The organism is Desulfocapsa sulfexigens DSM 10523 (assembly GCF_000341395.1).
Lineage (GTDB): Bacteria > Desulfobacterota > Desulfobulbia > Desulfobulbales > Desulfocapsaceae > Desulfocapsa > Desulfocapsa sulfexigens.
The window spans coordinates 426,724-446,974 of sequence record NC_020304.1; the positions used below are offsets into that span (position 1 = coordinate 426,724).

A 20,251-nucleotide genomic window follows, 5' to 3' on the forward strand; every position below is an offset into this window, starting at 1 on the left:
TCTTTTCCAGCAGGAATCTTTTGGCAAATGCCTCAACACAGTATTCTCTCAAAAATTTACCGATAGAGCAGAAATCAATCCTCACTGATTGTCAACATACCAGCAGCAACAAGCTGCATTATAGAGTACGGGTGGGAAAAATGATTTCATACCCCCAGTACTTATCTATCCCCCAGAAGGAGTTTTAATGAGTTTCACAGTATTCCAGTTTCACCCCCAGATCCAGAAAGCCCTTGATACTAGTGGCTATGCATCACCTACCCCCATTCAGGCACAATCTATCCCTCCGGTCTTAGCCGGACGTGATCTTCTTGGCCTTGCCCAGACCGGCACAGGCAAAACCGCAGCTTTTGTTCTCCCCCTCCTGCAGCGCCTGCATACTGGCCCAAAGGGAAAGGTTAGAGCTCTGATTATTGCCCCTACCCGGGAACTTGCAGAACAGACCCATAGCTATATCATCAAGATGGCAGAACATACCCACCTGCGCAGCATGGTAGTTTATGGTGGAGTCAGCAAGCAGTCCCAAATCAATGCTATCCGGAAAGGTGCAGAGATTATTGTAGCCTGCCCGGGTCGTCTCCTTGACCTGGTAAACACAAAGATCATCAATCTCTCCACCGTCGAGATGCTGATCCTGGATGAAGCAGACCACATGTTCGACCATGGCTTTTTACCAGACATTCGACGGATTTTGAGTAAGGTTCCACGGCAGCGACAGACCCTTGTCTTCTCCGCCACCATGCCCAAAGAGATTCGTTCCCTGGCAGAAGACATTCTCACCAATCCTGCCACCGTGCAGATCGACCATACCAAACCGACGGCATCGATCTCTCACTCATTTTACCAGGTTGAACAGAGAAACAAGACAAACCTGCTTCAAAAGATTCTGCTACAAAAAGAAATTACAACAGCCATTGTTTTCACCAAAACGAAACACAAGGCCAAGAGTCTTGCCTACCAACTGCAAAAAACAGGTTGCAGAGCAACTTCTCTTCAAGGCAACCTTTCGCAACAGAAACGACAGTTAGCCCTGGAAGGATTCAAAAGCGGAACATACAATGTTCTCGTAGCCACCGATATTGCCGCTCGCGGCATCGATGTTTCCGGAATTTCTCATGTAATCAACTTTGACATGCCTTCAACAGCAGAAACGTATACCCACCGTACCGGACGAACAGGACGGGCAAGTTGTAGCGGTGAGGCATACACCTTTGCAACCCCGGACGATAATAAAATGACCAGAGCCCTTGAACGTTCTTTAGGGAAAAAGCTGGTGTACAAAAAAGAATCGGGCCTTAAAGAAAAGATGCAGTTTTCAGGAGATAGAAGAGAACACCAACCATCCGCCGGGATCAGTAAAAAAGTGTCACTCACCGCGGGAACAAGAAAATTCCCCCGGAGCCAGACCGTAGCATAACAGCAGTATTAATATAGCAATAGCAACAAAACAGTTACCGGATCGTATTTAGACGATCCGGCTCTATTACAAAAAGGTTCTTAAATGAACCAGCACAAAGGAGTAGTACACAATGGCCGAAGGAACAGTTAAATGGTTTAATGATTCAAAAGGTTTTGGTTTTATAGAAGAAAATGGTGGAAAGGATGTCTTTGTTCATCATTCAGCAATTCAGGGCGACGGTTTCAAGTCTCTCGACGAAGGTGCACGAGTAACCTTTGACATTGTCGATGGCCCTAAAGGACCAGCTGCAGAGAATGTTGTCAAACAGTAACACATTTCTTTGACAGGAGAGCAAAAGACCTCGCTAAATGCAAGGCCTTTTGCTCTCACAATATTTTCACACCGAATATACGAAACCAACAGGAAAATACCTTGGCCAGAACAAATTATTCATACGAGAAACGCCAGAAAGAATTAGCAAAGAAAAAAAAGAAAGAAGAAAAAAAGCAGCGCAAGATTGCGAAACAGGAGGATACGACCGAGCAAAAAGACGATCTATCTTCGTCTGAAGATGGTAGTGACAACTCCTTGTCACAGAGCATCTGACCGTTTTTTTGTTCCACACCTTCAACATCGCCTCTGCTTGAGGCTTGTTCCTCCACTGTCACAATAACGTTCTCATGACAGACTGCCCTCCCCCCCCTGTGTGGTAAGTACGTAAAATAGCCTCGGTCTTCTGTGGTGGAAATCTTCGTGAATACTGCTCCAAAGGGCGATTTGTACCCTGCGATCTCTTTTTAAAAGATCCCTGTCACCGATATTTCTGATGCTCTTTTAGATCCAGAAGGAAAGGCCAGCCCCACAATCAGTTCCCCATTTTCATTTTATCCTTTCGAACAGTTTTAGGTAACAGCCCCCCTTTTTTTACTGGCACCCTGATCTTTTCGGGTTTTATCGCCATCGAATGCTCTCTTTACTTTTGTTTTCTGCAATCATTGTATTACTATGTGCTCCTTCAAGGAGAATCACGAGATAAAAATGCACTATCGTCCATAGCAAATCTTGTCCTGATATTTGGATTTTTATTCGTAATTTCCTGCTATAAAGACCGACAGGATGGAAAATCAAGCTTTATGGTCAGAAAGAACGCGACATCTTTTGTACGGAAGTACTCCCATATACTTGGCAGTGATGATGCGAAGGTGTATATTGTCGAGTTTATAGATCCAGCGTGTGAAACTTGTGCAGCATTTGTCCCCTTTATAAATAGGGAAATTCCTTTTTCAGGTTGGACTTGATATGGAACGGCTCAAACCGGACATAAAGAATCCTGCAATTACCGCACTTGTTACGCAGGATCTAGCTAACGCCAAAATCTTAAATGTCCGAAAGACACCTACCTGGACTTTATCAACAACAAACCGTTACAGGAGGTCTGGTTTACGCTGAACTCCGAGAAGCTTATCAGAAAGAGAAGTGCAGACTTACGGATTAATTAACATGACGAAATCACTATTCTTACCACTCTTGTTTTGTTGTTCTCTTTTACTCCTTGTGGCCTGTGGAGCCCCTCCGGAAGTGGCGGTGGTTGGAAAACCTGCTCCGGATTTCAGCCTTGTCGACAGGCAGGGAAAAACCTGGACGCTTTCCGAATTAAAGGGCCAGGTGGTCTTTGTCAATTTCTGGGCCACCTGGTGTGCTCCTTGTCGCGAAGAGATGCCCGCAATGCAGGAACTGCATGAAGAACTGCCTAAGGACAGATTTAAGATGCTGGCCATACTGAATAAAGATGAACCAGCCCTGGCTGACAGCTTCGCGGCAAAGCTTGGACTCAGCATGCCAATCCTCGATGATCAGGCGAATACGGTTGGCGTAAAATATGGCCTCACCGGCGTACCCGAGACTTTTATTATCAATAAAGAAGGCATCGTTGTGAGAAAGTTCATCGGCCCCGCCCAATGGAATTCTCCCAGATACATTCAGATGCTGAAGCAATTTATGGATCAATAATGAAAAAGAAAAACCAATCTCCACCAGTGAAAATCCGCAAAGCTCCATTTATAACAATCTTTGTTTTTCTAGTTCTTGGGGCCGTGGGGATCAGCCTGGGCGAGCCGTCACGAGTTCTTGAGCAGGCAACCCGAATATGCCTCTCCTGCATAGGAATAGGCTGATGGAATTCGTTCGCAAATGGGTTCAGGCCCTATTTTTCCTGATCACGAACGGCTACTGGAATTTTCCCGTCACCAAAGGAATATACCAGGGGCCCCTCAAAGTAATCTGTTCGCCCGGACTGAACTGTTATTCCTGTCCTGCCGCCACAAGTTACTGTCCCCTTGGCGCACTGCAACAACTCATGGGCGGAATCCGCCTGGCTCTCGAAAATGGCCAGATGTATGTCGGCTTTTATGTAATAGGAGCCATGGGCGCAATTGGCAGCTTTGTCGGCCGGATGGTTTGCGGCTGGGCCTGTCCATTTGGCCTTTTCCAGGAACTTCTCCATAAAATTCCTTCCCCAAAATTCGGCATCTGGCGACCGTTGCGCTTTATAAAATACGCCCTGTTACTTTTTATGATTGTGCTGCTGCCCCTCTTTGCAGTCGATGCCTTTGGGTTTGGCCAGACCTGGTTCTGCAAGTATGTCTGCCCAGCAGGTACTCTGGAAGCCGGCTTGCCAATGCTTATACTCCAGCCGGATCTTCGAGCGAGCCTGGGCATGCTTTTCCTGAACAAACTTGTTATCCTTATCTTTTTCGTTTCCTGGTCAATTGTAGCTAGTCGACCTTTCTGTCGAACGGCCTGTCCCCTTGGTGCTTTTTACGCCCTGTTCAGCAAAACAAAACTGGTCAAGCTACGCCTTGACACTGACCGTTGTACCAACTGCGAGGCCTGCCACCCTGTTTGTCCCATGGGGGTGCATTTCAATGAGTCACCGGACGATATGGAATGTATCTCCTGCCTTGCCTGCAGCAAGGCCTGTAAGTTTAATGCAATTTCTCTTGAAATTGGGGGTATCCCTCTCAGTAACCAGGCACCTTACCGACCCCAAAAAGGCTCAACTGGAACAATAGCAACTCGGATCGAAGGATAAAATGCACCCTGTCAGGATGTCAGTCTTCTGTTTTTTATAAAAGCAAAAAATAGATCTCAACAAAAGTCAAGAATATGACGAAGAGTTACTAGAGAGATCGTATAGATGTTTATTGGCCGCGACAAAAGACATGGTTACGGCTAATTAAAAATCTGGCTCGGAAATTGCTTAAGGGAGAATCAGGAGGATTATCATGCTTGAATACCAGGTACAAAAAGGCGACACCATAACAGAGGTTACCCGGCGACTGAACACAAACTGGGAAACACTGCGCAAAAACAATCCAGATGCAATCGGTCGTTCGACAAAAAACGGAAACTGGTTTTTAAAAGAGGGCTCCATCATAGGGTCGGAAAACTCTTTTGCAAAATCATTACAATATGCCGAGCAGCAACAAAGGCAGGAAATCGCTGCAGCTAATCCGATTTCCATTCCCAGAGCCAACAGTAAAATTGTATTTCCGATTCCACAACCTCCTCCCAGCACCCCTCTCCAAGAGGTGGAAAAACAGGGGCGAATAGTTGAACATACCATTCAGGAAGGCGAAACTCTCTGGGGACTTGCAGTGAAAAAATACCATGTCCACGTCAAGGATATCATGGCAGACAATGGCATAAGTGACCCGACAACATTGCAGATAGGCCAGACTATCAAAATTCGCCTCCCTGAAAGCAGTGGCGAAGAACCGGTTGTTGCCAGCTGGTACGGCCAGGATTTTCACGGTAAGCCAATGGCCAACGGGGATATCTACGATATGCACGCCGCCACAATCGCCCACAAGGAAATGCCCCTAGGAACCAGGGTGGAGTTAAAAAACACTGAAACCGGCGAAAAAGTTCGGGCGGTGGTTACAGACCGTGGCCCGTACATTGACGGCAGGGATGTGGATCTTTCCTATGGTCTTGCCAAGAAACTCTCGCTTGTGGAACAGGGCGTGGGCAGTCTGGTGATGCGGGTCCTGTGATCATAAAACAGGGTTTCTTTAGGACTCGCCGTATTCCTGCTCATCAATGTACTGCACACCTTCCATAATAAGGCCCATGAAACCGCCGAAGGGTGGTTGGTTTTCCAATTCCATGGGAAGCCCCTTGGTGTAGGAAAAGTGGCCATCTTTCTTTGCCAGCAGTGAGAAAAGAGCTTCCTTATCCTTGAGACCACGGTATCGGATCTGGATCAGTTCGCCTTCATTAAAAAAGACTGTGGCTTTGGCATCATCAAAAAGCAATTCTATGCGCCCCGTCTTCTGGCTGGTATTCATCAGCTGCAGGAGTTCCACGATACTTATCTCATCAAGTTCTCCAGACATTCCTGAAGTGATATTACCGGAACGCAGAGCCATGGCCTGGGCACGATCCACGAGCATTTTCAGGAGAAACAACTGCAATACCGGATATTTTTTCAACACATGTTTGAAATTTTTAATACTTAAAAGCGCTGCCTCCGTTTCACGGAGGGAATGGATAGAGCAGGAAACCGGTTCACCGGACAAGAGACTCATTTCACCAAATATTTCTCCCCTTCCCATTTCTGCCAGTCGCAAACCATCATCTCCGATAACACCAACCTTTCCGGAAAGTAAGATAAAAAGATGGGCACCGGGTTCTCCTTTCTTCAATACGATTTTATCTTTAGGGTAGGCCTTGAGTTCCAGAAGTTCAGCAAGATCGTAGAGGGCACCATCGTCCAGAGATTCAAAGAGCTGGAAGTCACGCAGCTTACTGTAGAATCTGTCGAGATGTTTCTTTCGTCTCAGCTCCTCCGCCTCGGAAAGAAGCTTCATCTGCAGGGTGGAAAACCCTTTGGCCTTCTTATATTCAAACTGGAGCATCCCCTGGCAGCCGCCACAGGAAAATTTGGCCCTTTTCGCACCCAGTTGGGAAAACTGTTGAAAACTCTCTTTCTTAGCAGTTATCTCAATGAGTTTTTCAACAAGAATCATACAGACCGGTTTTGCTTCCGGCAGGACGGCGCAGAGTTCCTCCACCTTCAGTTCTTCACCAGCATTATAATGCGGACAGGATCGCTCTTCAGTAACAACGAAAATGGCATCACGGAATTTTTTTTGCTGCACGGTGCCTCCTGGCTATTTAAAAGATTATTGCTTCTTTTCCAATCGGGAACACTTTGTATCTTTCGTGTACACCCTCCACATGGGATCCTCATAGCGATCATGGCAGCTTACGCATTGTCCCACTAAAAGAATACTCCGCAATTCTTCTTTATTAAAGGGACGTAATTCAGGTCTCGAACCATGCTGCAGTGCTTTCCCTTCTATATTCACAAAGGCATCAAAGGGAACAGTTTGTCCTTCAAGAGTATCCACGCCCTGATCGAGTGGTGTAAATGACCAGATACCGTTTGTATCAATGGAGACAGTCCCTTCACCAAGGCCAACGGTCTTCGTTGACTGGTGACAGTCGGCACAGCTTCTTCCTTTGGCCTGTGTGGTATGAGGATTGATGGCTGCCATGGTAAAGCGATTAAAACCGCCCTCAACATTGCCATCCTTATCAATAAGAGTCACAACATCCTGGCAGCCGGGCGTCACAATAACCACCTCATCATTCCAGACTGCAAGCATTGGTTTTTCATAACGAATATAGGATCGCCCCTCTTCCCACATTCCCGGAGTCTCTTCAAGAGTCAGTTTATCCAGATGTTTCTCTGTTTCATCCCGCTTGGCATGGCAGCCATAACACTGCGGCACCCAGGTTGAATGGCAGGCCTCACAGGTTATCCGCTTGTGACCGCTGAAATCACAAACCCCTTTTTTGGGTCCGACCAGAGGATAGACCTTGTCGTTGACCCGGCCGGTCATCTGATATTTTTCTTCTTTTTTGAAAATATTTCCCACAGGATCACCTTTTCTGGTGATTCCGGGCTTGTCAGAATGGCACATTTCACAGGAAATTTCGAGCTGGTCTTCGTAATGTGCGTAACTGGTACCATCCCCCATGATCTCATTACGGGTATGACAATCTATGCAGGCCATCTCCTTCTGGTGGTGAATATCTTCTGCAATTTCCAGATAAAAGCGCTGCCCTGGAAGTTGCTTCGAACTCATTCCACCATGCTCATAGGGGGTTCCATAGCCCTCGGATTCAAAGATCCCTGTGTAGGAAATTCCAATGCGTCCTGATCGATTGTGACAGCGAATACAATTTTCTTCAGCCACTTTTTTTATGATAAGTGGATGTGCTTTCTTTTTTTCAGTCTTTGTTGCATCACCAAAACCAGCTACTCCCTTCAGTTCCTCTCCTTCGGGCAGCAGATAATGACAGGCAGAACAGCCGCCGCCCTTTTCATTGAAGAAATCAGGCGCTCCCGGCAGGTCATTTTTCTGTTTCCAAAGGTGACAGGTGGCACAAAGCTTCCTGAAATAATCGAGTGCCAGAGAAGTTTCGCCACTGTTTATCAATTGTTCCACGGTAAGATCAGTATCCTGGGAATCGCTTTCCCCCCAGTAGAAGAGGAGGGTTCCGATAATGCCGCGATTGGTGGCCATAAGTGAATTCATCACCTTTTTGACATCCGTTGGATGACAGCCCTCAACCCCGCATGTTTTCTCCACAACTCTTAGATCACCAGGATTCATGACCATGCCCTTATGAGCCTGCTCCTTATCAATAGCCAGAGCATCGCCAAGATGGCAGGAGGCACAGCCAATCACCCGTGGATCATGTGCAGGATCAAGCTTTTCTTCCCTATGGCAGGAGAGACACATATCGACGCGACCGCTGGTGGTAATATGTACCTGATCCGGTCTCTCTGTCAATACTTCACGAACGACAAGCACCCCCACAACAATAAGGAGAAGAAGCCAAAACAGCTGCTTCCTAAACGACCAGTTTGTGTCTAATGTATTTGTTTTACTCATTCGTTAGCCTTGGAAATTCTGCACATTTGGAAACCTGCGTCCATAGCCAAAAGCCTTACTGGTAACCTTCAGACCCAAGGGAGCCTGTTTACGCTTATACTCATTCAACCGTACCCGACGCAGCACATCGACAACCATATCCTTTTCAAAGCCATGAGCAACTATCTCTTCCACTCCAAGATGCTCTTCGAGGTGCAACTCCAGAATCCGGTCAAGGATTGCATAATCGGGGAGATCATCCTGATCACACTGGTCGGGCTTCAACTCTGCCGTGGGGGCCTTAGTCATGGTACGAAGGGGAATAACCTCTTTATCTCTGTTGACGTACCGGGACAACTCGTACACCAGCAGCTTGGGAACATCTGAAATGACAGCCAGCCCGCCGTTCATGTCACCATATAATGTACAGTAGCCAACGGCCATCTCACTTTTATTCCCGGTGGACAGAAGCAGGTAGCCAAATTTATTGGACAACGCCATGAGCAGGTTCCCGCGAATACGGGCCTGCAGGTTCTGCTCGGTAAGGTCAGAAGGAGCCACAGGGGTGTCACCAAACAGAGGGCACAGACTTTCCTTAAAGGAATTAAAGAGATTGCTGATGGGAATCACTTCAAATCTGCAGCCCAGATTTTCTGCCAACTCCTTCGCATCCTCCATGGAATCATCGGAACTGTATGGTGACGGCAGAGCCACACCTAGGACATTCTCGGGCCCAAGTGCCCTGACGGCAATAGCTGCTGTTAACGCAGAATCAATCCCTCCTGAGAGTCCAAGAACCACGGAACGAAAGCCACACTTTCTGACATAATCACGAACCCCCATCACCAGCGCGTCATGTACTGCTGCCAGACTGTTTTCTTCCGCCTTTTCATGCAAATCTCCGCTCCAGCTGCTACTCTCAATAATAAGCATGTCCTCCACAAAACCACGGGCCTTTGCCTTGATAATTCCGTCCCCATCCATTAACATGCTGCGTCCGTCAAAAAGCAGCGAATCCTGCCCCCCCACCTGGTTTACATAGAGCAGAGGAACCTTATGACGGGTACAAACCGTCCTGAAAAGGCGATGGCGAACGGACTCCTTGCCCCGCTGAAAAGGGGATGCTGACATATTAATAAGACAATCCACTCTATTACCACTATTGAAAAACGTTTCCACGGGATCAGTATTGTATTCGTCAATTTCAGAATGCCAGATATCTTCACAGATGGTAACGCCAAAACGCAGACCGCCACACTCGATAACGCCGGGAACATTCCCTGCCTCAAACCAGCGTTTTTCATCAAAAACATCATAGGTGGGCAAAAGTTGCTTCTGTATCCGCTGCACCACGGAAGATTTACGGATAAGAAAACCGCTATTATACAGTTTCTTTCCATATCCTTTTCCGACCCGTTTTTCTATACAGCCAAGAAGGACATCGATCTCCGGAAGGGCAGAGCACAGGTGCTCAAGAGCCTGATCATGAGCCGCAAGATAGGCCGGTCGTTCCAATAAATCGTAAGGCGGATAGCCCGACAGAGATAATTCCGGAAAGATGATAAGCTCGCATCCACTCTCCTGTGCCTCATGACAGGCATCAAGAATTTTCCGGCTGTTCCGGGAAAAATCACCAATCACCGGATTTATTTGTACCAGGGCTATTTTCATATATTCTTCAAAACAAAAAGTTACGGAAAACTCACAAACTATACGCTCTCTTACCACATTCATCATTTATGGCCAAGCACTGACACTTCCAATTCAGCTACGGCATACTAGTATATACTTTTCTCAGATGGGAACAGCAAAAACATGAATTTCCTTGAATCACCCGAAATAACTGAACAATCACAAGACTATCATCGGAGTTACATTTATCATATCAACAAGTTAAAGCTGATTTTCATTTCATTTTCCATGGGAATTTGCTAACATTTTATTTTCAGGGGTTTTCTTCATAAACCAAACATGACAGCTCTTCCCACAATGCAGGTATCTGTGCCAATGAATCATCATGACAAGGCTGATTTTCCCTTAGACAAAGAGCTCCTGCAACAAAAGATTCTCCTCTCACTCAGCAGTAACCCCGGTGACTCCACGGTGCAGTGCCGTTGCCTGCAACCCCTTCTTGAAAGTATGAAAAAAGAAGCCTGCGAGCTCATACTTTACAATCTTGTGCAACTGAACTTTACCCGGGATAATGCCTGTAAACATTGGGATGCCATTGTCAAACATGCCGAAACAATGCAAAACATTCTGAACCGCAAGGTAGGCCTGGCCACTGCCGCCTGTGACTATTTCAGTACCGTAGAGCCATACCTCAACAACCCCAAACTCATAGAATTCAAGCGCTACGAAGAAACTCTCAAGTCAGCCCGCCATGACTTCCTTACAGGATTACTGAGTCGAGGGGCATTTCAGGATTTATTTGACCAGGAAATGTCGCGAGCCACACGACACAACCACAATACAACCCTTATTTTTCTCGATCTGGACAATTTCAAAGAGACAAATGACCTCCATGGTCACCTTGCAGGAGACAGTGTCCTCAGGCAGGTTGGCGAAATAATCATCAATTCAAAGCGTAAAGAAGATCTCGCTTGCCGCTTTGGCGGGGACGAATTTGTAATCCTGCTTCCGGAAACAAATAAATTCATGGGATTGCTGGTGGGAAAAAAGCTTCTGGATCAGATTAATACTCTGGTTATTCACCATGGGGAAGAGGACATTTCCGTTACCTGTAGTGGTGGCCTGGCCTCTTTCCCTCTGGACAGTCGCAACGGGAAAGAGCTGCTTTTCTGTGCAGATCGTGCCCTCTATCAGGCGAAAAGTCGTGGCAAACATGAACTCAACCTCTTTGCAGAAGAAAAAAGAGTCTTCACAAGAATTCATTTTGAACAGGATATCACCATACGACCATTGGGAAACAGCAAAGAGGACGGAACCAGCAAATCAAAAAATCTCAGCGAATGTGGCATTCTTATTTCCAGCAGCAGTAGCTATCACATCGGAACACTGCTGGAATTAACAATCCCCATACAGAAAAATTCAATTCTGACAATAACTGGTTCTGTGGTACGGGTGGAACAGTTCGACACCGACCTCTTTGACATAGGACTCAGCTTCCTCCAACATGATTCCAACAGTGATACCACCAAGGCTATTGCTGACCATATCATACAACAACTTGCGCAGTAACCGCTACTGTCACCTTAACCGAAAAGGCTACTGTGAATACTCAAGAACTCAGCCAGGCACAGAAAAAAGAAACAAAACAACTGACCGAACTTCTTGCATTCATTTATCTCGCTCTCAAGAACATCCAGATCTATCCGGCTGGACATTCACTTGTCAAAAACAGGCTTATAATTGCCCACCAGCATCTCAGCAGGCTCCTTGGCACCAGAAACACAATACTCTTTGGTGTTGCGAGAAATGTCATCACCTTTAATGAACGCCCCATTGGAGAGGACTCGCAGGCATGCTCTGCACTGGCTAAAATTCTGAGCAGCCATGAAATCGCCTCGTTCAGTTTCTCCCACGGCATCAGCAAGCATTCTCTCCTGCAGTTTCTTAAAACCGTGGGAGTACTGCCGGAACAGAATCAGTCGGGAAAAACTCTGGGGCAGGAACTCTCCACGCTCAACCTTTCCCATATCAATGTGGAGTTCATCAATTACAATTACCTGGATCGCAGCAGCAAAAAAGATTCCGGCACAGATACAGGCGAGCCGCTAACCTGGCTTTCTTTTACCCGGAAATTAACAAGTGGAGTCCTTGGCTATTCTGAAAACGATGAAGAAACCAATTCTGGCAACAGGAGTCCATCCCCGGAAGCTCTGGCTGCCGCCATAAACAGACATGCTGCAAGACAACCGGAAATTATAATGCAGTTTGCCACCCTTCTCGACCAAACGTTGAAGGACCTCCCACAGGAGCAATCTTCTCCAGCATCCTTTGGTGGCCGGGAACTCGATCAGATTCTGGTATCACTCAACCCGAAGATTCGCGAACAATTCATCAATACAACTCTTGAACGCTGTGATCAGAATATACGGAGCGGCACCCCCGAAAAGATACTGGAATCATTTTCTAACTCCGTTGTACTGGAAATGGTTCAACAAATAAACAAGAAGAATGTCCGCGTCTCTCCTGCGTTAATTAACCTTGTCAGGAAAATTTCCACTATACGATCCACTCCAGGATCTACAACATCTGCAGCAACTGCCCGGCAAAAAAACGTCAGCAATCTCCTGAACCCGGAAAGCTACAATAAACATGTCGGTTCAGACTACCACGACACACTGCAGCATCTGGCAAAGTCTTCACCATCACCGGATATTCTTCCGGAAGCTTTCCCCCTGGATCAACACCTGGAAAGCCTGAGCGAAGATCACTTAAACAGACAAATTGTCCGTGTGACACTTCTCCTGATGGAACAGACTGTAAATGAAAAAGAATATGAGGCACTCGCCGCAAGACTGATGGAAACATGTTTGGTGCTTCCCGACACAGGAACCTATGAGCTTCTGGTGACAACAGCCAAAACGCTACAGCAGCAGGCAACGGCAAAAGGAGAGCCCCTCATCAGAAAGACTGCCGGAAAATGCCTTGAGCAACTCACAGCACTCGACTTTCTTGACTACATTTATTCAATTCTACCCGAGGCAACTGAGCAGGAAAGAGAAAATGCAATAGAGTTGTTCAAACTCTTCTGCCCCGGTATCATTGACAAACTCCTCAAAATATTCTGTATGAAACCAATGATATCCGAGGAAGATCCGCTGGTCCCCATATTCAGGACCTTCAGACTGGATGCACTTAAACAGATTTTTACCCTGCTCCCCAAAACAACCACCAGCAACATGCGTAAACTCCTGACCCTTGTCGGCTATCTCGGTCTTCAGGGAACAGTCCGCCTCCTCCACCCATTTCTGGATAATGAAGATCCGGATATCCGTATGCAGGTTCTCAACCTCCTCCTCCCCATAAATGACAACGAAGCAATCGCCACCCTTATTGCCATGCTGAAATCGGAAAACGAACACACTATAAATACGGCAATAGAGCTTTGCACTACCCACAATCCACCCGCCTGTGTCCCGAGTCTTCTGAATCTCCTTGAATACCAGTTTGTCAAACAGGCAAGTATTGAAAGAAACCGAAAACTCTTCATGATACTCAGTCACATCGGTGATGCCAGGGCTTTGCCATGCCTGGAAAAAATTGCTTTCACAAAATGGCTCTTCCATAGAGAACAGATAACAAACATGAAACGAATCCTCTTTTATTCTTTGAAAGGCTATAAGAATAAGGATAGAATGGAACTGGTGAAGAAGGGAATGCAAATAGACGATACTGAGATCCATAAAATATGTGAGGCACTTCTCCCTGTCCAATAGAGCCTTCAGGAAGAGCCATGATACCTCTTGGAATCAAGAAGCAAAACAGATCCCAGCAGCAGATCTTCAACACACTGTATCTGCTGAGGATAGTCATCAGCAACACCCGCCTCTACTCCCCCGATCATCCAAAAACCATCGAAATGATCGCCGAGGCATACAGAAGCCTCAACAAGACCCTGCAGACCACCAGAGAACTCACTCTCCTGATTATTGACAATGATATTATTATTAACGACAAAGCCATTCGTCCTGAAGAAGCTGATTATTTTGCTCTTTTTATCACAGTTCTCAAGCAGAAAGAGATCAGCCACATTGTTTTCAGAAAAGGAATTACCCTCAAGGAACTGAGCCGCTTTCTCTTCGATCTTGCATCCTCTGCAGGGAAAACCGTATACACCAGCCCTACTATCAGCTCGGGTAAACTGGGACTGGTTGAAGATCACAGAAGTAGCTTATCACCAGGCGACCCGCTCTTAGCAACAAACAACCTGGCCAAGCCAGGGGATGAACCCCTGAATCTCATCGCAAAATTAAAATCCCTCTCAAACGAACAGTTGGTTCTGGCCCAGGAACTCTACTTCTCCATCAGAAAAAAACAGGATTGCGACCTACGCGGAGTACAGGACAGCATATCTAACTTTGTGAAGCTTTTTTCAAGAAATCTCAATCCGCTTTCTTTGCTCACCACTCTGAAAACAAGCGATGAATATACGTTCACCCATGTAATCAATGTTTGTATTCTGACTTTGGCCCAGGCAGAATCGCTGGGATTTACCGATCAGCATCTGTATGACATAGGAATCACCGCCACCCTCTATGATATTGGAAAGACCTTTGTCGCTGAAGAAATTCTGAATAAACCGGGGAATTTGGACATTGAGGAGCAGAAACTTGTAAAAGCACATGCAGTAAAAGGTGCAGGATATTTACTCAACCTTAATGATGCCCCTAAACTGGCTGTACTGGCTGCCCTTGAGCACCATATCCGTTTTGATGGTGGCGGCTATCCTGCTATCGGCAAAACCTGGACCCCGAATATTGTAAGCCAAATGATCGCAATTGCTGACACCTATGATGCCATGCGATGTAGCAGACCCTACCGTAAAGCAAGCTCAGAAAAACTCATCCGTAACCTTCTGGTGAAAGAAAAAGGATTGAGCTTCCATCCTTTCCTCGTTGATAATTTTATCTCCATTATCTCGAAAAATCAGGTCCTTCCAAAATAAGTTACGAAAGAGTTAGTTGATAAAATCTCGCCTGCAAACACTCTCTCTTTCTGTTCACCGAAGAGTACATTTAGCAAACAGAAATTTTGTTTATTTTTTTTCTTTTTTCGATCGCTGATACTTCTTCACCGCCCGGTTATGTTCTCGAAGATTTTTTGAAAAGATATGACTGCCTTCATTGTTTGAAACGAAATAGAAGAAATTACTCTCGGTGGGATGCAAAACAGCATTCAGGGCTTCTTTACCCGGATTACAGATGGGGCCAATTGGCAAGCGTTTCAGAGTATAGGTGTTGTATGGAGAGGGGGTCTGCAGATCTTTGCGACTAAGTGTACCTGAAAAATCTTTAATCCCGTATATAACGGTAGGATCCGACTGCATACGCATGCTTTTTTTCAGCCGATTAAAGAAGACACCTGCAATAAGAGGACGTTCCGAGGCCTTGGCTGCCTCTTTTTCCACCATGGAAGCCAGAATAAGAACTTCATAGGGAGAAAGTTCCAGGGGAGCAGTTGTCTTGATATCATTCCAGACAGTAAAGAAATGACGAACCTGCATGCGGAGAAGGTCTTCTGCTGTCTGCTCTTTTCTGGTGAGGTAGTAGGTATCCGGGAAAAGATATCCTTCTAGACTTTTGTGCGGCTCAAGTCCCAAACTCTTTATAAAATCGGAGTCATTTGCCAGGCGAATAAATTCCTCCGCGTCACACCAGCCTCCACCTGCAAAGGCAGCTGCGGTCTCGGCAATGGTCAAGCCCTCCGGAATCGTAACGACATGTTGAATGGGTTTTGCTGAAGCGAGCTCCCTTAGTAACTCCGAGGGAGTCTGACCACGGTGCAGTGCAAATTCACCAGCCTGGAGTCTCGCTGCAATCCCGAGATAACGGGCAAGTACAGGAAAACGGACATCATTCTGGACAAGACCTGCCTGCGCCAGAATCCGATTTATTTCCACTACGGAGGATCCGGGAGGGACAACAACAACCTCCGTTTCGCTTTGGTCTCCTGGCGCAGCCTGATTTGCAAAATAGAGAAACCAGCCTCCAATCCCCCCCAGAACTGCAAAAAGAAAAAGGATCGCCACAAGAGCGATCCTTTTTCCTGTAAAACGGCCACAGGACCTCTGGTCATTGCTTTCCATCGTCCTACTACGGTTTTTTTATTTCCTTCTTCTTTACTGTCCTGTTAAAAGCGATTTCCACAACCTCGTCCATATTTTTGACTGGGTAGAATGTCATGGTTTTACGAATTTCAGCTGGAATCTCAGCCAGGTCCTTCTCGTTCTGTGCAGGTATTATAACCTTGTTAAGACCTGCCCTGACGGCAGCCAGAGCTTTTTCCTTTAACCCGCCAATGGGTAAGACACGTCCACGAAGAGTAACTTCTCCGGTCATAGCGAGCTTCCTGAGCACCTTCTTTCCGGTAACAGCAGAATAGATGGCCGTGGCCATGGTAATGCCCGCCGAAGGTCCGTCTTTGGGAATAGCCCCCGCCGGGACATGCACGTGAATATCGTGTTTTTCAAAATAATCTTCTTCGATTCCAAGATCATCACAACGACTTCTGCAATAGGTCAAGGCAGCCTGTACCGACTCTTTCATCACATCACCAAGCTGCCCGGTGAGAATCATCTTGCCCTTCCCTGGCATGAGATTGACCTCGATCGTCAGGATCTCACCACCTACTTCTGTCCAGGCAAGACCGGTAACAAGCCCCGGCTGACGCAAAGCTTCAAGCTCAGACTCTGGAATAATTTTTGGAGGCCCGAGATACCGATCCAGAGTGTTACGACTGATAGCATATGGCCCCTTACCACCCTCAGCAATCTTTCGGGCCACCTTCCGGCAGATTTTACCGATTTCCCGTTCAAGATTTCGCAGCCCCGCCTCATGGGTGTAGTGACTGATGATATACTCAATAGCCGTATCGGCAAAACGCAGATGCCGGGGCTGAATACCATTTTCGGTAATCTGACGAGGCAGCAGATACTTTCTTGCAATAACCGCCTTTTCTTCAAGCGTATAGCCGGAGAGGCGAATAATTTCCATCCTGTCGAGCAGTGGCCCGGGGATGGTATCAGATCTGTTTGCCGTGGTAATAAACATAACCTTGGAGAGATCGAAGGGCATATTCATGTAGTGATCTGAAAACTCAAAATTCTGTTCCGGGTCAAGTACTTCCAGAAGAGCAGAGGAAGGATCGCCCCTATAATCAGATCCGATCTTGTCAATCTCATCCATCATGAAGACAGGGTTATTGGAGTTTACTGTTTTTAATCCCTGTAAAATCCGGCCGGGCATCGCACCTATATAAGTACGGCGATGACCGCGAATCTCGGCTTCATCACGCATGCCTCCCAAAGAGAGACGATAAAACTTGCGTCCCATGGCTCTGGCAACAGATTTTCCAAGCGATGTTTTCCCCACACCGGGAGGACCGACAAAACAGAGAATTGGTCCCTTGGTTTCGGTGTTGAGTTTTCGTACCGCAAGATATTCGAGAATCCGCTCCTTAATCTTTTCGAGACCGAAATGATCATCGTCGAGCACCTCTTTGGCAGCCTTGAGATCAAGCCTGTCTTTAGTCCCCTTTTTCCAGGGAACATCAAGAATCCAATCAATATAGGTACGAATAATTGTTGCTTCAGAAGAATCGGGATGCATCATCTCCATGCGGCTGACCTGTTTTTTGGCCTCCTTACGCACGGGTTTCGGCATTTTGGTTTTTTTGATCTTACGCAGCAGATCATCAATCTCCTGGCCACGTTCATCTCCATCACCAAGTTCTTTCTGCAGAGCGTGAAGTTGCTCCCGCAGATAATACTCGCGTTGGGATTTGCTCATCTCCTCCTTGGCATCGGACTGGATCTTTGCCTGTACCGTCGAAACCTCAAGTTCCTTGGCAAGCAGATCATTCACAAGCTTTAAACGTTTAATAGGGTCAGCTTCTTCAAGGATGGCTTGAGATTCAGTTATTTTCAGACGCAGATTTGAACCGACAAGGTCAGCCAAACGCCCCGGCTCCTCGATGTTATTAATGATCATCATCAGGTCGGCGGAAAGAATCCCACGGAGTGACATGATCTTTTCCGTCTGTTCACGTACGGTACGCATCAGCGCTTCAGTGGCCACATCCGTCTCTCCAATCTCAGCTTCGACGATTGGTTTGATCTTCACGAGACAGTAGGGCTCGGTCTTTACATATTTTTTAACTTTTGCCTTGGAAACAGCCTGAACAAGAACTTTTAATCTGCCATCCGGAAGCTTCAGGGTGCGCATGACCATGCAGACCATTCCTACGGTGTAGAGATCCTCTGGTTCGGGGTTGTCACGAGTCGCATCTTTCTGAGTGAGCAGCATAAGCAGCTTATCACCAGCAAGAGCTGCGTTGACAGCCTCAACGGAACTTGGACGCCCTACAAAGAGGGGGATGATCATATAATTAAAAACAACAACATCCCGAACAGCCATCATCGGCAATTCGTCAGGAATAACCATATCCTCATGGTCAGTAAAATCATCCATACCTATGGATAAAGAATCGTTAAAATCCACAAAAACCTCCTCTATTCAAAAACAGAAAAAAACCTGCAGCAATCGTAATTTGTCACAGAAACGTAAACACGGTCTATATTGAAGTCAAGCCAGCAATCACTCCCATATCTTCTTCCTTCATTTTTTCTTGTATATTTTACTCTTTTCCTCCATACTGCCACTCCCATCTACATCCAATTATATATGCCAGAGCATTTTTCACCGAGAGAAAAGAATGTTATCGACAAAATCCTTTTTTGACCTTTGCGAATTCCCCCATACTGCTCTTTTTGATAATGACAAACCAGTATGGGAGGCACTGAACAGCTTAAAGAAATATATGGATGAACATCAGTACCCCGAACTCGATGCCAAACTCATTCCGGATGGCATCCCTCTTCCCTTTCCCGTTATTTGTCACGAGGGACACTGCTTCCCTACTGACGGGTTTACAGTCGAGTACGGGGACACCACCAGGGGCAAGCTCAGGGTTACCAAAGGTGATGAAGAACTGACAGGTGCAGCACTAATTATGGCAGGTGCTATTCTTATTGGCGGTAAAATTGATATTGCCAAGGGGGTTCTTATTGAAGGAGGAGCCCTGATCAAATCACCGGCCATCATAGGTGACTGCACAGAAGTACGCCAGGGAGCATATCTTCGCGGCTACTGCCTTACCGGGAAAAGATCTGTTGTGGGTCATACCACTGAAGTAAAACATACGATTTTCCTCAATGATGCCAAAGCCGGTCATTTTGCCTACCTTGGAGACTCTATTCTCGGCCGGAACGCTAATCTTGGTGCTGGAACAAAATTTGCCAACCTCAAATTTCTGGGTGGCAATGTCTCTATCCGTACGGAAAATGGATTAGTGGACACCGGACGACGTAAATTTGGTGCCATCTTGGGCGATGAGGCCCAAACTGGCTGTAACTCGGTCACCAATCCAGGCACTATAATCGGAAAGGGAGGAATCCTTATGCCCAACACCACAGCCCCTTCCGGATACCATTCCCCCCGAACTATTATTCGCTGATCCTTGAGGCCACCAAGAAAAAACTTATTTTTATTCACTTCACTGTTTTTCCCTTGATTTTGTGCATATTACCATTATAGTTTTTTTGTGCATAGGCACGCAACGGATCTGTTTTTCGGATTTTAAAATCTCAGGAGGCATCAATGAAAATTGCAATCACCGCAACAGGAAACACCTTAGATTCCATGGTTGACCCTCGCTTTGGCAGAGCTGCATGGTTCCTTATTATAGATACTGAAACAAAAGAGCTACTTCAGGCAATCAATAATATAGCAGGAAAAGAAGCTGCCCATGGCGCTGGAATCAGTGCAGCAGCACAGGTTGCAGACATCGGAGTGGAAGCCCTGCTCACCGGAAGAGTTGGTCCCAAGGCCCTGCCCGTTCTTGAAAAAGCAGGTGTTAAAGCAGTAAATGATGTCAGCGGTAGCGTACGCGATGCCATGGCAAAATATTCCGGAACGACGGGATCACCCCCTAAAACTGAAGAGCCATCACAGCCATCTCCATCTCCTACCCAGGGGCAGGGCCAAGGCCAGGGAAGAGGAGAGGGCTGCGGCTGTGGCAGAGGACAGGGGCAAGGCAGGGGGATGGGACAAGGCAAAGGTCAGGGACGCGGACAGTGTCGTCGATAAGCCGCTGTAAAAAAATAACATAGCCAATAAATCAACCGAATCGGCATAAGGAGCCGTAACGAAATCAATAT

Annotated in this window: 18 protein-coding genes; 13 read left to right on the forward strand and 5 right to left on the reverse strand. The window is 46.6% G+C overall.

What is annotated here, in order from left to right:
• Positions 1-187: 187 nt before the first annotated feature.
• From UWK_RS01840 to UWK_RS18060, 8 genes are all read left to right on the forward strand, one after another.
• Positions 188-1,417 carry a DEAD/DEAH box helicase gene (locus UWK_RS01840; protein ID WP_015402645.1) on the forward strand — a complete coding sequence of 410 codons (1,230 nt, stop codon included), beginning with the start codon at positions 188-190 and terminating at the stop codon, positions 1,415-1,417.
• Between the two features lie 112 nt (positions 1,418-1,529).
• The gene (locus tag UWK_RS01845) at positions 1,530-1,730 is read left to right on the forward strand and encodes a cold-shock protein (protein WP_015402646.1); all 201 of its coding nucleotides are present in this window, start codon (positions 1,530-1,532) and stop codon (positions 1,728-1,730) included.
• 101 nt (positions 1,731-1,831) lie between these two features.
• Positions 1,832-2,005 carry a hypothetical protein gene (locus UWK_RS19535; protein WP_167320700.1) on the forward strand — a complete coding sequence of 58 codons (174 nt, stop codon included), beginning with the start codon at positions 1,832-1,834 and terminating at the stop codon, positions 2,003-2,005.
• A 527-nt stretch (positions 2,006-2,532) separates the two neighbouring features.
• Positions 2,533-2,697 carry a thioredoxin domain-containing protein gene (locus UWK_RS20095; RefSeq protein ID WP_407637466.1) on the forward strand — a complete coding sequence of 55 codons (165 nt, stop codon included), beginning with the start codon at positions 2,533-2,535 and terminating at the stop codon, positions 2,695-2,697.
• A gap of 202 nt (positions 2,698-2,899) precedes the next feature.
• Entirely contained in the window at positions 2,900-3,409 is a 510-nt protein-coding gene (locus UWK_RS01850) for a TlpA family protein disulfide reductase (RefSeq protein ID WP_015402647.1), read from the forward strand.
• Positions 3,409-3,573, forward strand: coding sequence for a CD1871A family CXXC motif-containing protein (locus UWK_RS19540; RefSeq protein WP_167320701.1), 165 nt, complete (start codon positions 3,409-3,411; stop codon positions 3,571-3,573). The genes UWK_RS01850 and UWK_RS19540 overlap by 1 nt, the downstream gene beginning before the upstream one ends.
• On the forward strand, positions 3,573-4,490 hold the full coding sequence (locus UWK_RS01855; protein WP_015402648.1) for a 4Fe-4S binding protein: 918 nt from the start codon (positions 3,573-3,575) through the stop codon (positions 4,488-4,490). The genes UWK_RS19540 and UWK_RS01855 overlap by 1 nt, the downstream gene beginning before the upstream one ends.
• A 193-nt stretch (positions 4,491-4,683) precedes the next feature.
• Positions 4,684-5,454: a septal ring lytic transglycosylase RlpA family protein gene (locus UWK_RS18060; protein WP_015402649.1), complete on the forward strand. Its 771-nt coding sequence runs from the start codon at positions 4,684-4,686 to the stop codon at positions 5,452-5,454.
• 18 nt (positions 5,455-5,472) lie between these two features.
• Here the strand turns inward: UWK_RS18060 and UWK_RS01865 are convergent, their stop codons facing one another.
• The 3 genes from UWK_RS01865 to UWK_RS01875 are packed head-to-tail and all read right to left on the reverse strand — an operon-like array spanning position 5,473 to position 10,017.
• Positions 5,473-6,561 (reverse strand): DUF4388 domain-containing protein, encoded by a 1,089-nt coding sequence (locus UWK_RS01865; protein WP_015402650.1) that lies wholly within the window; start codon positions 6,559-6,561, stop codon positions 5,473-5,475.
• Between the two features lie 24 nt (positions 6,562-6,585).
• The gene (locus UWK_RS01870; RefSeq protein WP_015402651.1) at positions 6,586-8,367 is read right to left on the reverse strand and encodes a hypothetical protein; all 1,782 of its coding nucleotides are present in this window, start codon (positions 8,365-8,367) and stop codon (positions 6,586-6,588) included.
• 3 nt (positions 8,368-8,370) lie between these two features.
• On the reverse strand, positions 8,371-10,017 hold the full coding sequence (locus UWK_RS01875; protein WP_041916554.1) for an NAD+ synthase: 1,647 nt from the start codon (positions 10,015-10,017) through the stop codon (positions 8,371-8,373).
• 336 nt (positions 10,018-10,353) lie between these two features.
• On the opposite strand from UWK_RS01875, the gene UWK_RS01880 reads away from it, so the two are divergent.
• The 3 genes from UWK_RS01880 to UWK_RS18065 are packed head-to-tail and all read left to right on the forward strand — an operon-like array spanning position 10,354 to position 14,980.
• Complete coding sequence (locus UWK_RS01880) at positions 10,354-11,547, forward strand: GGDEF domain-containing protein (RefSeq protein ID WP_167320702.1); 1,194 nt, start codon at positions 10,354-10,356, stop codon at positions 11,545-11,547.
• A gap of 32 nt (positions 11,548-11,579) precedes the next feature.
• Positions 11,580-13,751 (forward strand): HEAT repeat domain-containing protein, encoded by a 2,172-nt coding sequence (locus UWK_RS01885; RefSeq protein WP_015402654.1) that lies wholly within the window; start codon positions 11,580-11,582, stop codon positions 13,749-13,751.
• Between the two features lie 17 nt (positions 13,752-13,768).
• Entirely contained in the window at positions 13,769-14,980 is a 1,212-nt protein-coding gene (locus tag UWK_RS18065) for an HD-GYP domain-containing protein (RefSeq protein WP_015402655.1), read from the forward strand.
• Positions 14,981-15,070: 90 nt separating this feature from the next.
• Here UWK_RS18065 and mltG read toward each other — a convergent pair whose 3' ends face one another.
• Positions 15,071-16,120 (reverse strand): endolytic transglycosylase MltG, encoded by a 1,050-nt coding sequence (mltG, locus tag UWK_RS01895; protein ID WP_015402656.1) that lies wholly within the window; start codon positions 16,118-16,120, stop codon positions 15,071-15,073.
• Between the two features lie 7 nt (positions 16,121-16,127).
• Positions 16,128-18,533 (reverse strand): endopeptidase La, encoded by a 2,406-nt coding sequence (gene lon, locus UWK_RS01900; protein WP_015402657.1) that lies wholly within the window; start codon positions 18,531-18,533, stop codon positions 16,128-16,130.
• Positions 18,534-18,747: 214 nt separating this feature from the next.
• On the opposite strand from lon, the gene UWK_RS01905 reads away from it, so the two are divergent.
• Together UWK_RS01905 and UWK_RS01910 are read left to right on the forward strand one after the other, a co-directional pair.
• Positions 18,748-19,548 carry an LbetaH domain-containing protein gene (locus UWK_RS01905; protein WP_015402658.1) on the forward strand — a complete coding sequence of 267 codons (801 nt, stop codon included), beginning with the start codon at positions 18,748-18,750 and terminating at the stop codon, positions 19,546-19,548.
• Between the two features lie 143 nt (positions 19,549-19,691).
• The gene (locus UWK_RS01910; protein ID WP_015402659.1) at positions 19,692-20,180 is read left to right on the forward strand and encodes a NifB/NifX family molybdenum-iron cluster-binding protein; all 489 of its coding nucleotides are present in this window, start codon (positions 19,692-19,694) and stop codon (positions 20,178-20,180) included.
• Positions 20,181-20,251: the final 71 nt, after the last annotated feature.

Excerpts from the sequence above, each read along its gene's own strand:
- UWK_RS01850 (WP_015402647.1), top strand. The coding sequence starts at position 2,900 with ATGACGAAATCACTATTCTTACCACTCTTGTTTTGTTGTTCTCTTTTA.
- UWK_RS18065 (WP_015402655.1), top strand. The coding sequence starts at position 13,769 with ATGATACCTCTTGGAATCAAGAAGCAAAACAGATCCCAGCAGCAGATC.
- UWK_RS01840 (WP_015402645.1), top strand. The coding sequence starts at position 188 with ATGAGTTTCACAGTATTCCAGTTTCACCCCCAGATCCAGAAAGCCCTT.
- UWK_RS01870 (WP_015402651.1), bottom strand. The coding sequence starts at position 8,367 with ATGAGTAAAACAAATACATTAGACACAAACTGGTCGTTTAGGAAGCAG.
- UWK_RS01905 (WP_015402658.1), top strand. The coding sequence starts at position 18,748 with ATGTTATCGACAAAATCCTTTTTTGACCTTTGCGAATTCCCCCATACT.
- UWK_RS01855 (WP_015402648.1), top strand. The coding sequence starts at position 3,573 with ATGGAATTCGTTCGCAAATGGGTTCAGGCCCTATTTTTCCTGATCACG.
- UWK_RS01910 (WP_015402659.1), top strand. The coding sequence starts at position 19,692 with ATGAAAATTGCAATCACCGCAACAGGAAACACCTTAGATTCCATGGTT.
- UWK_RS01875 (WP_041916554.1), bottom strand. The coding sequence starts at position 10,017 with ATGAAAATAGCCCTGGTACAAATAAATCCGGTGATTGGTGATTTTTCC.
- UWK_RS01845 (WP_015402646.1), top strand. The coding sequence starts at position 1,530 with ATGGCCGAAGGAACAGTTAAATGGTTTAATGATTCAAAAGGTTTTGGT.
- UWK_RS01880 (WP_167320702.1), top strand. The coding sequence starts at position 10,354 with ATGAATCATCATGACAAGGCTGATTTTCCCTTAGACAAAGAGCTCCTG.
- mltG (WP_015402656.1), bottom strand. The coding sequence starts at position 16,120 with ATGGAAAGCAATGACCAGAGGTCCTGTGGCCGTTTTACAGGAAAAAGG.
- UWK_RS20095 (WP_407637466.1), top strand. The coding sequence starts at position 2,533 with ATGGTCAGAAAGAACGCGACATCTTTTGTACGGAAGTACTCCCATATA.
- UWK_RS19540 (WP_167320701.1), top strand. The coding sequence starts at position 3,409 with ATGAAAAAGAAAAACCAATCTCCACCAGTGAAAATCCGCAAAGCTCCA.
- UWK_RS18060 (WP_015402649.1), top strand. The coding sequence starts at position 4,684 with ATGCTTGAATACCAGGTACAAAAAGGCGACACCATAACAGAGGTTACC.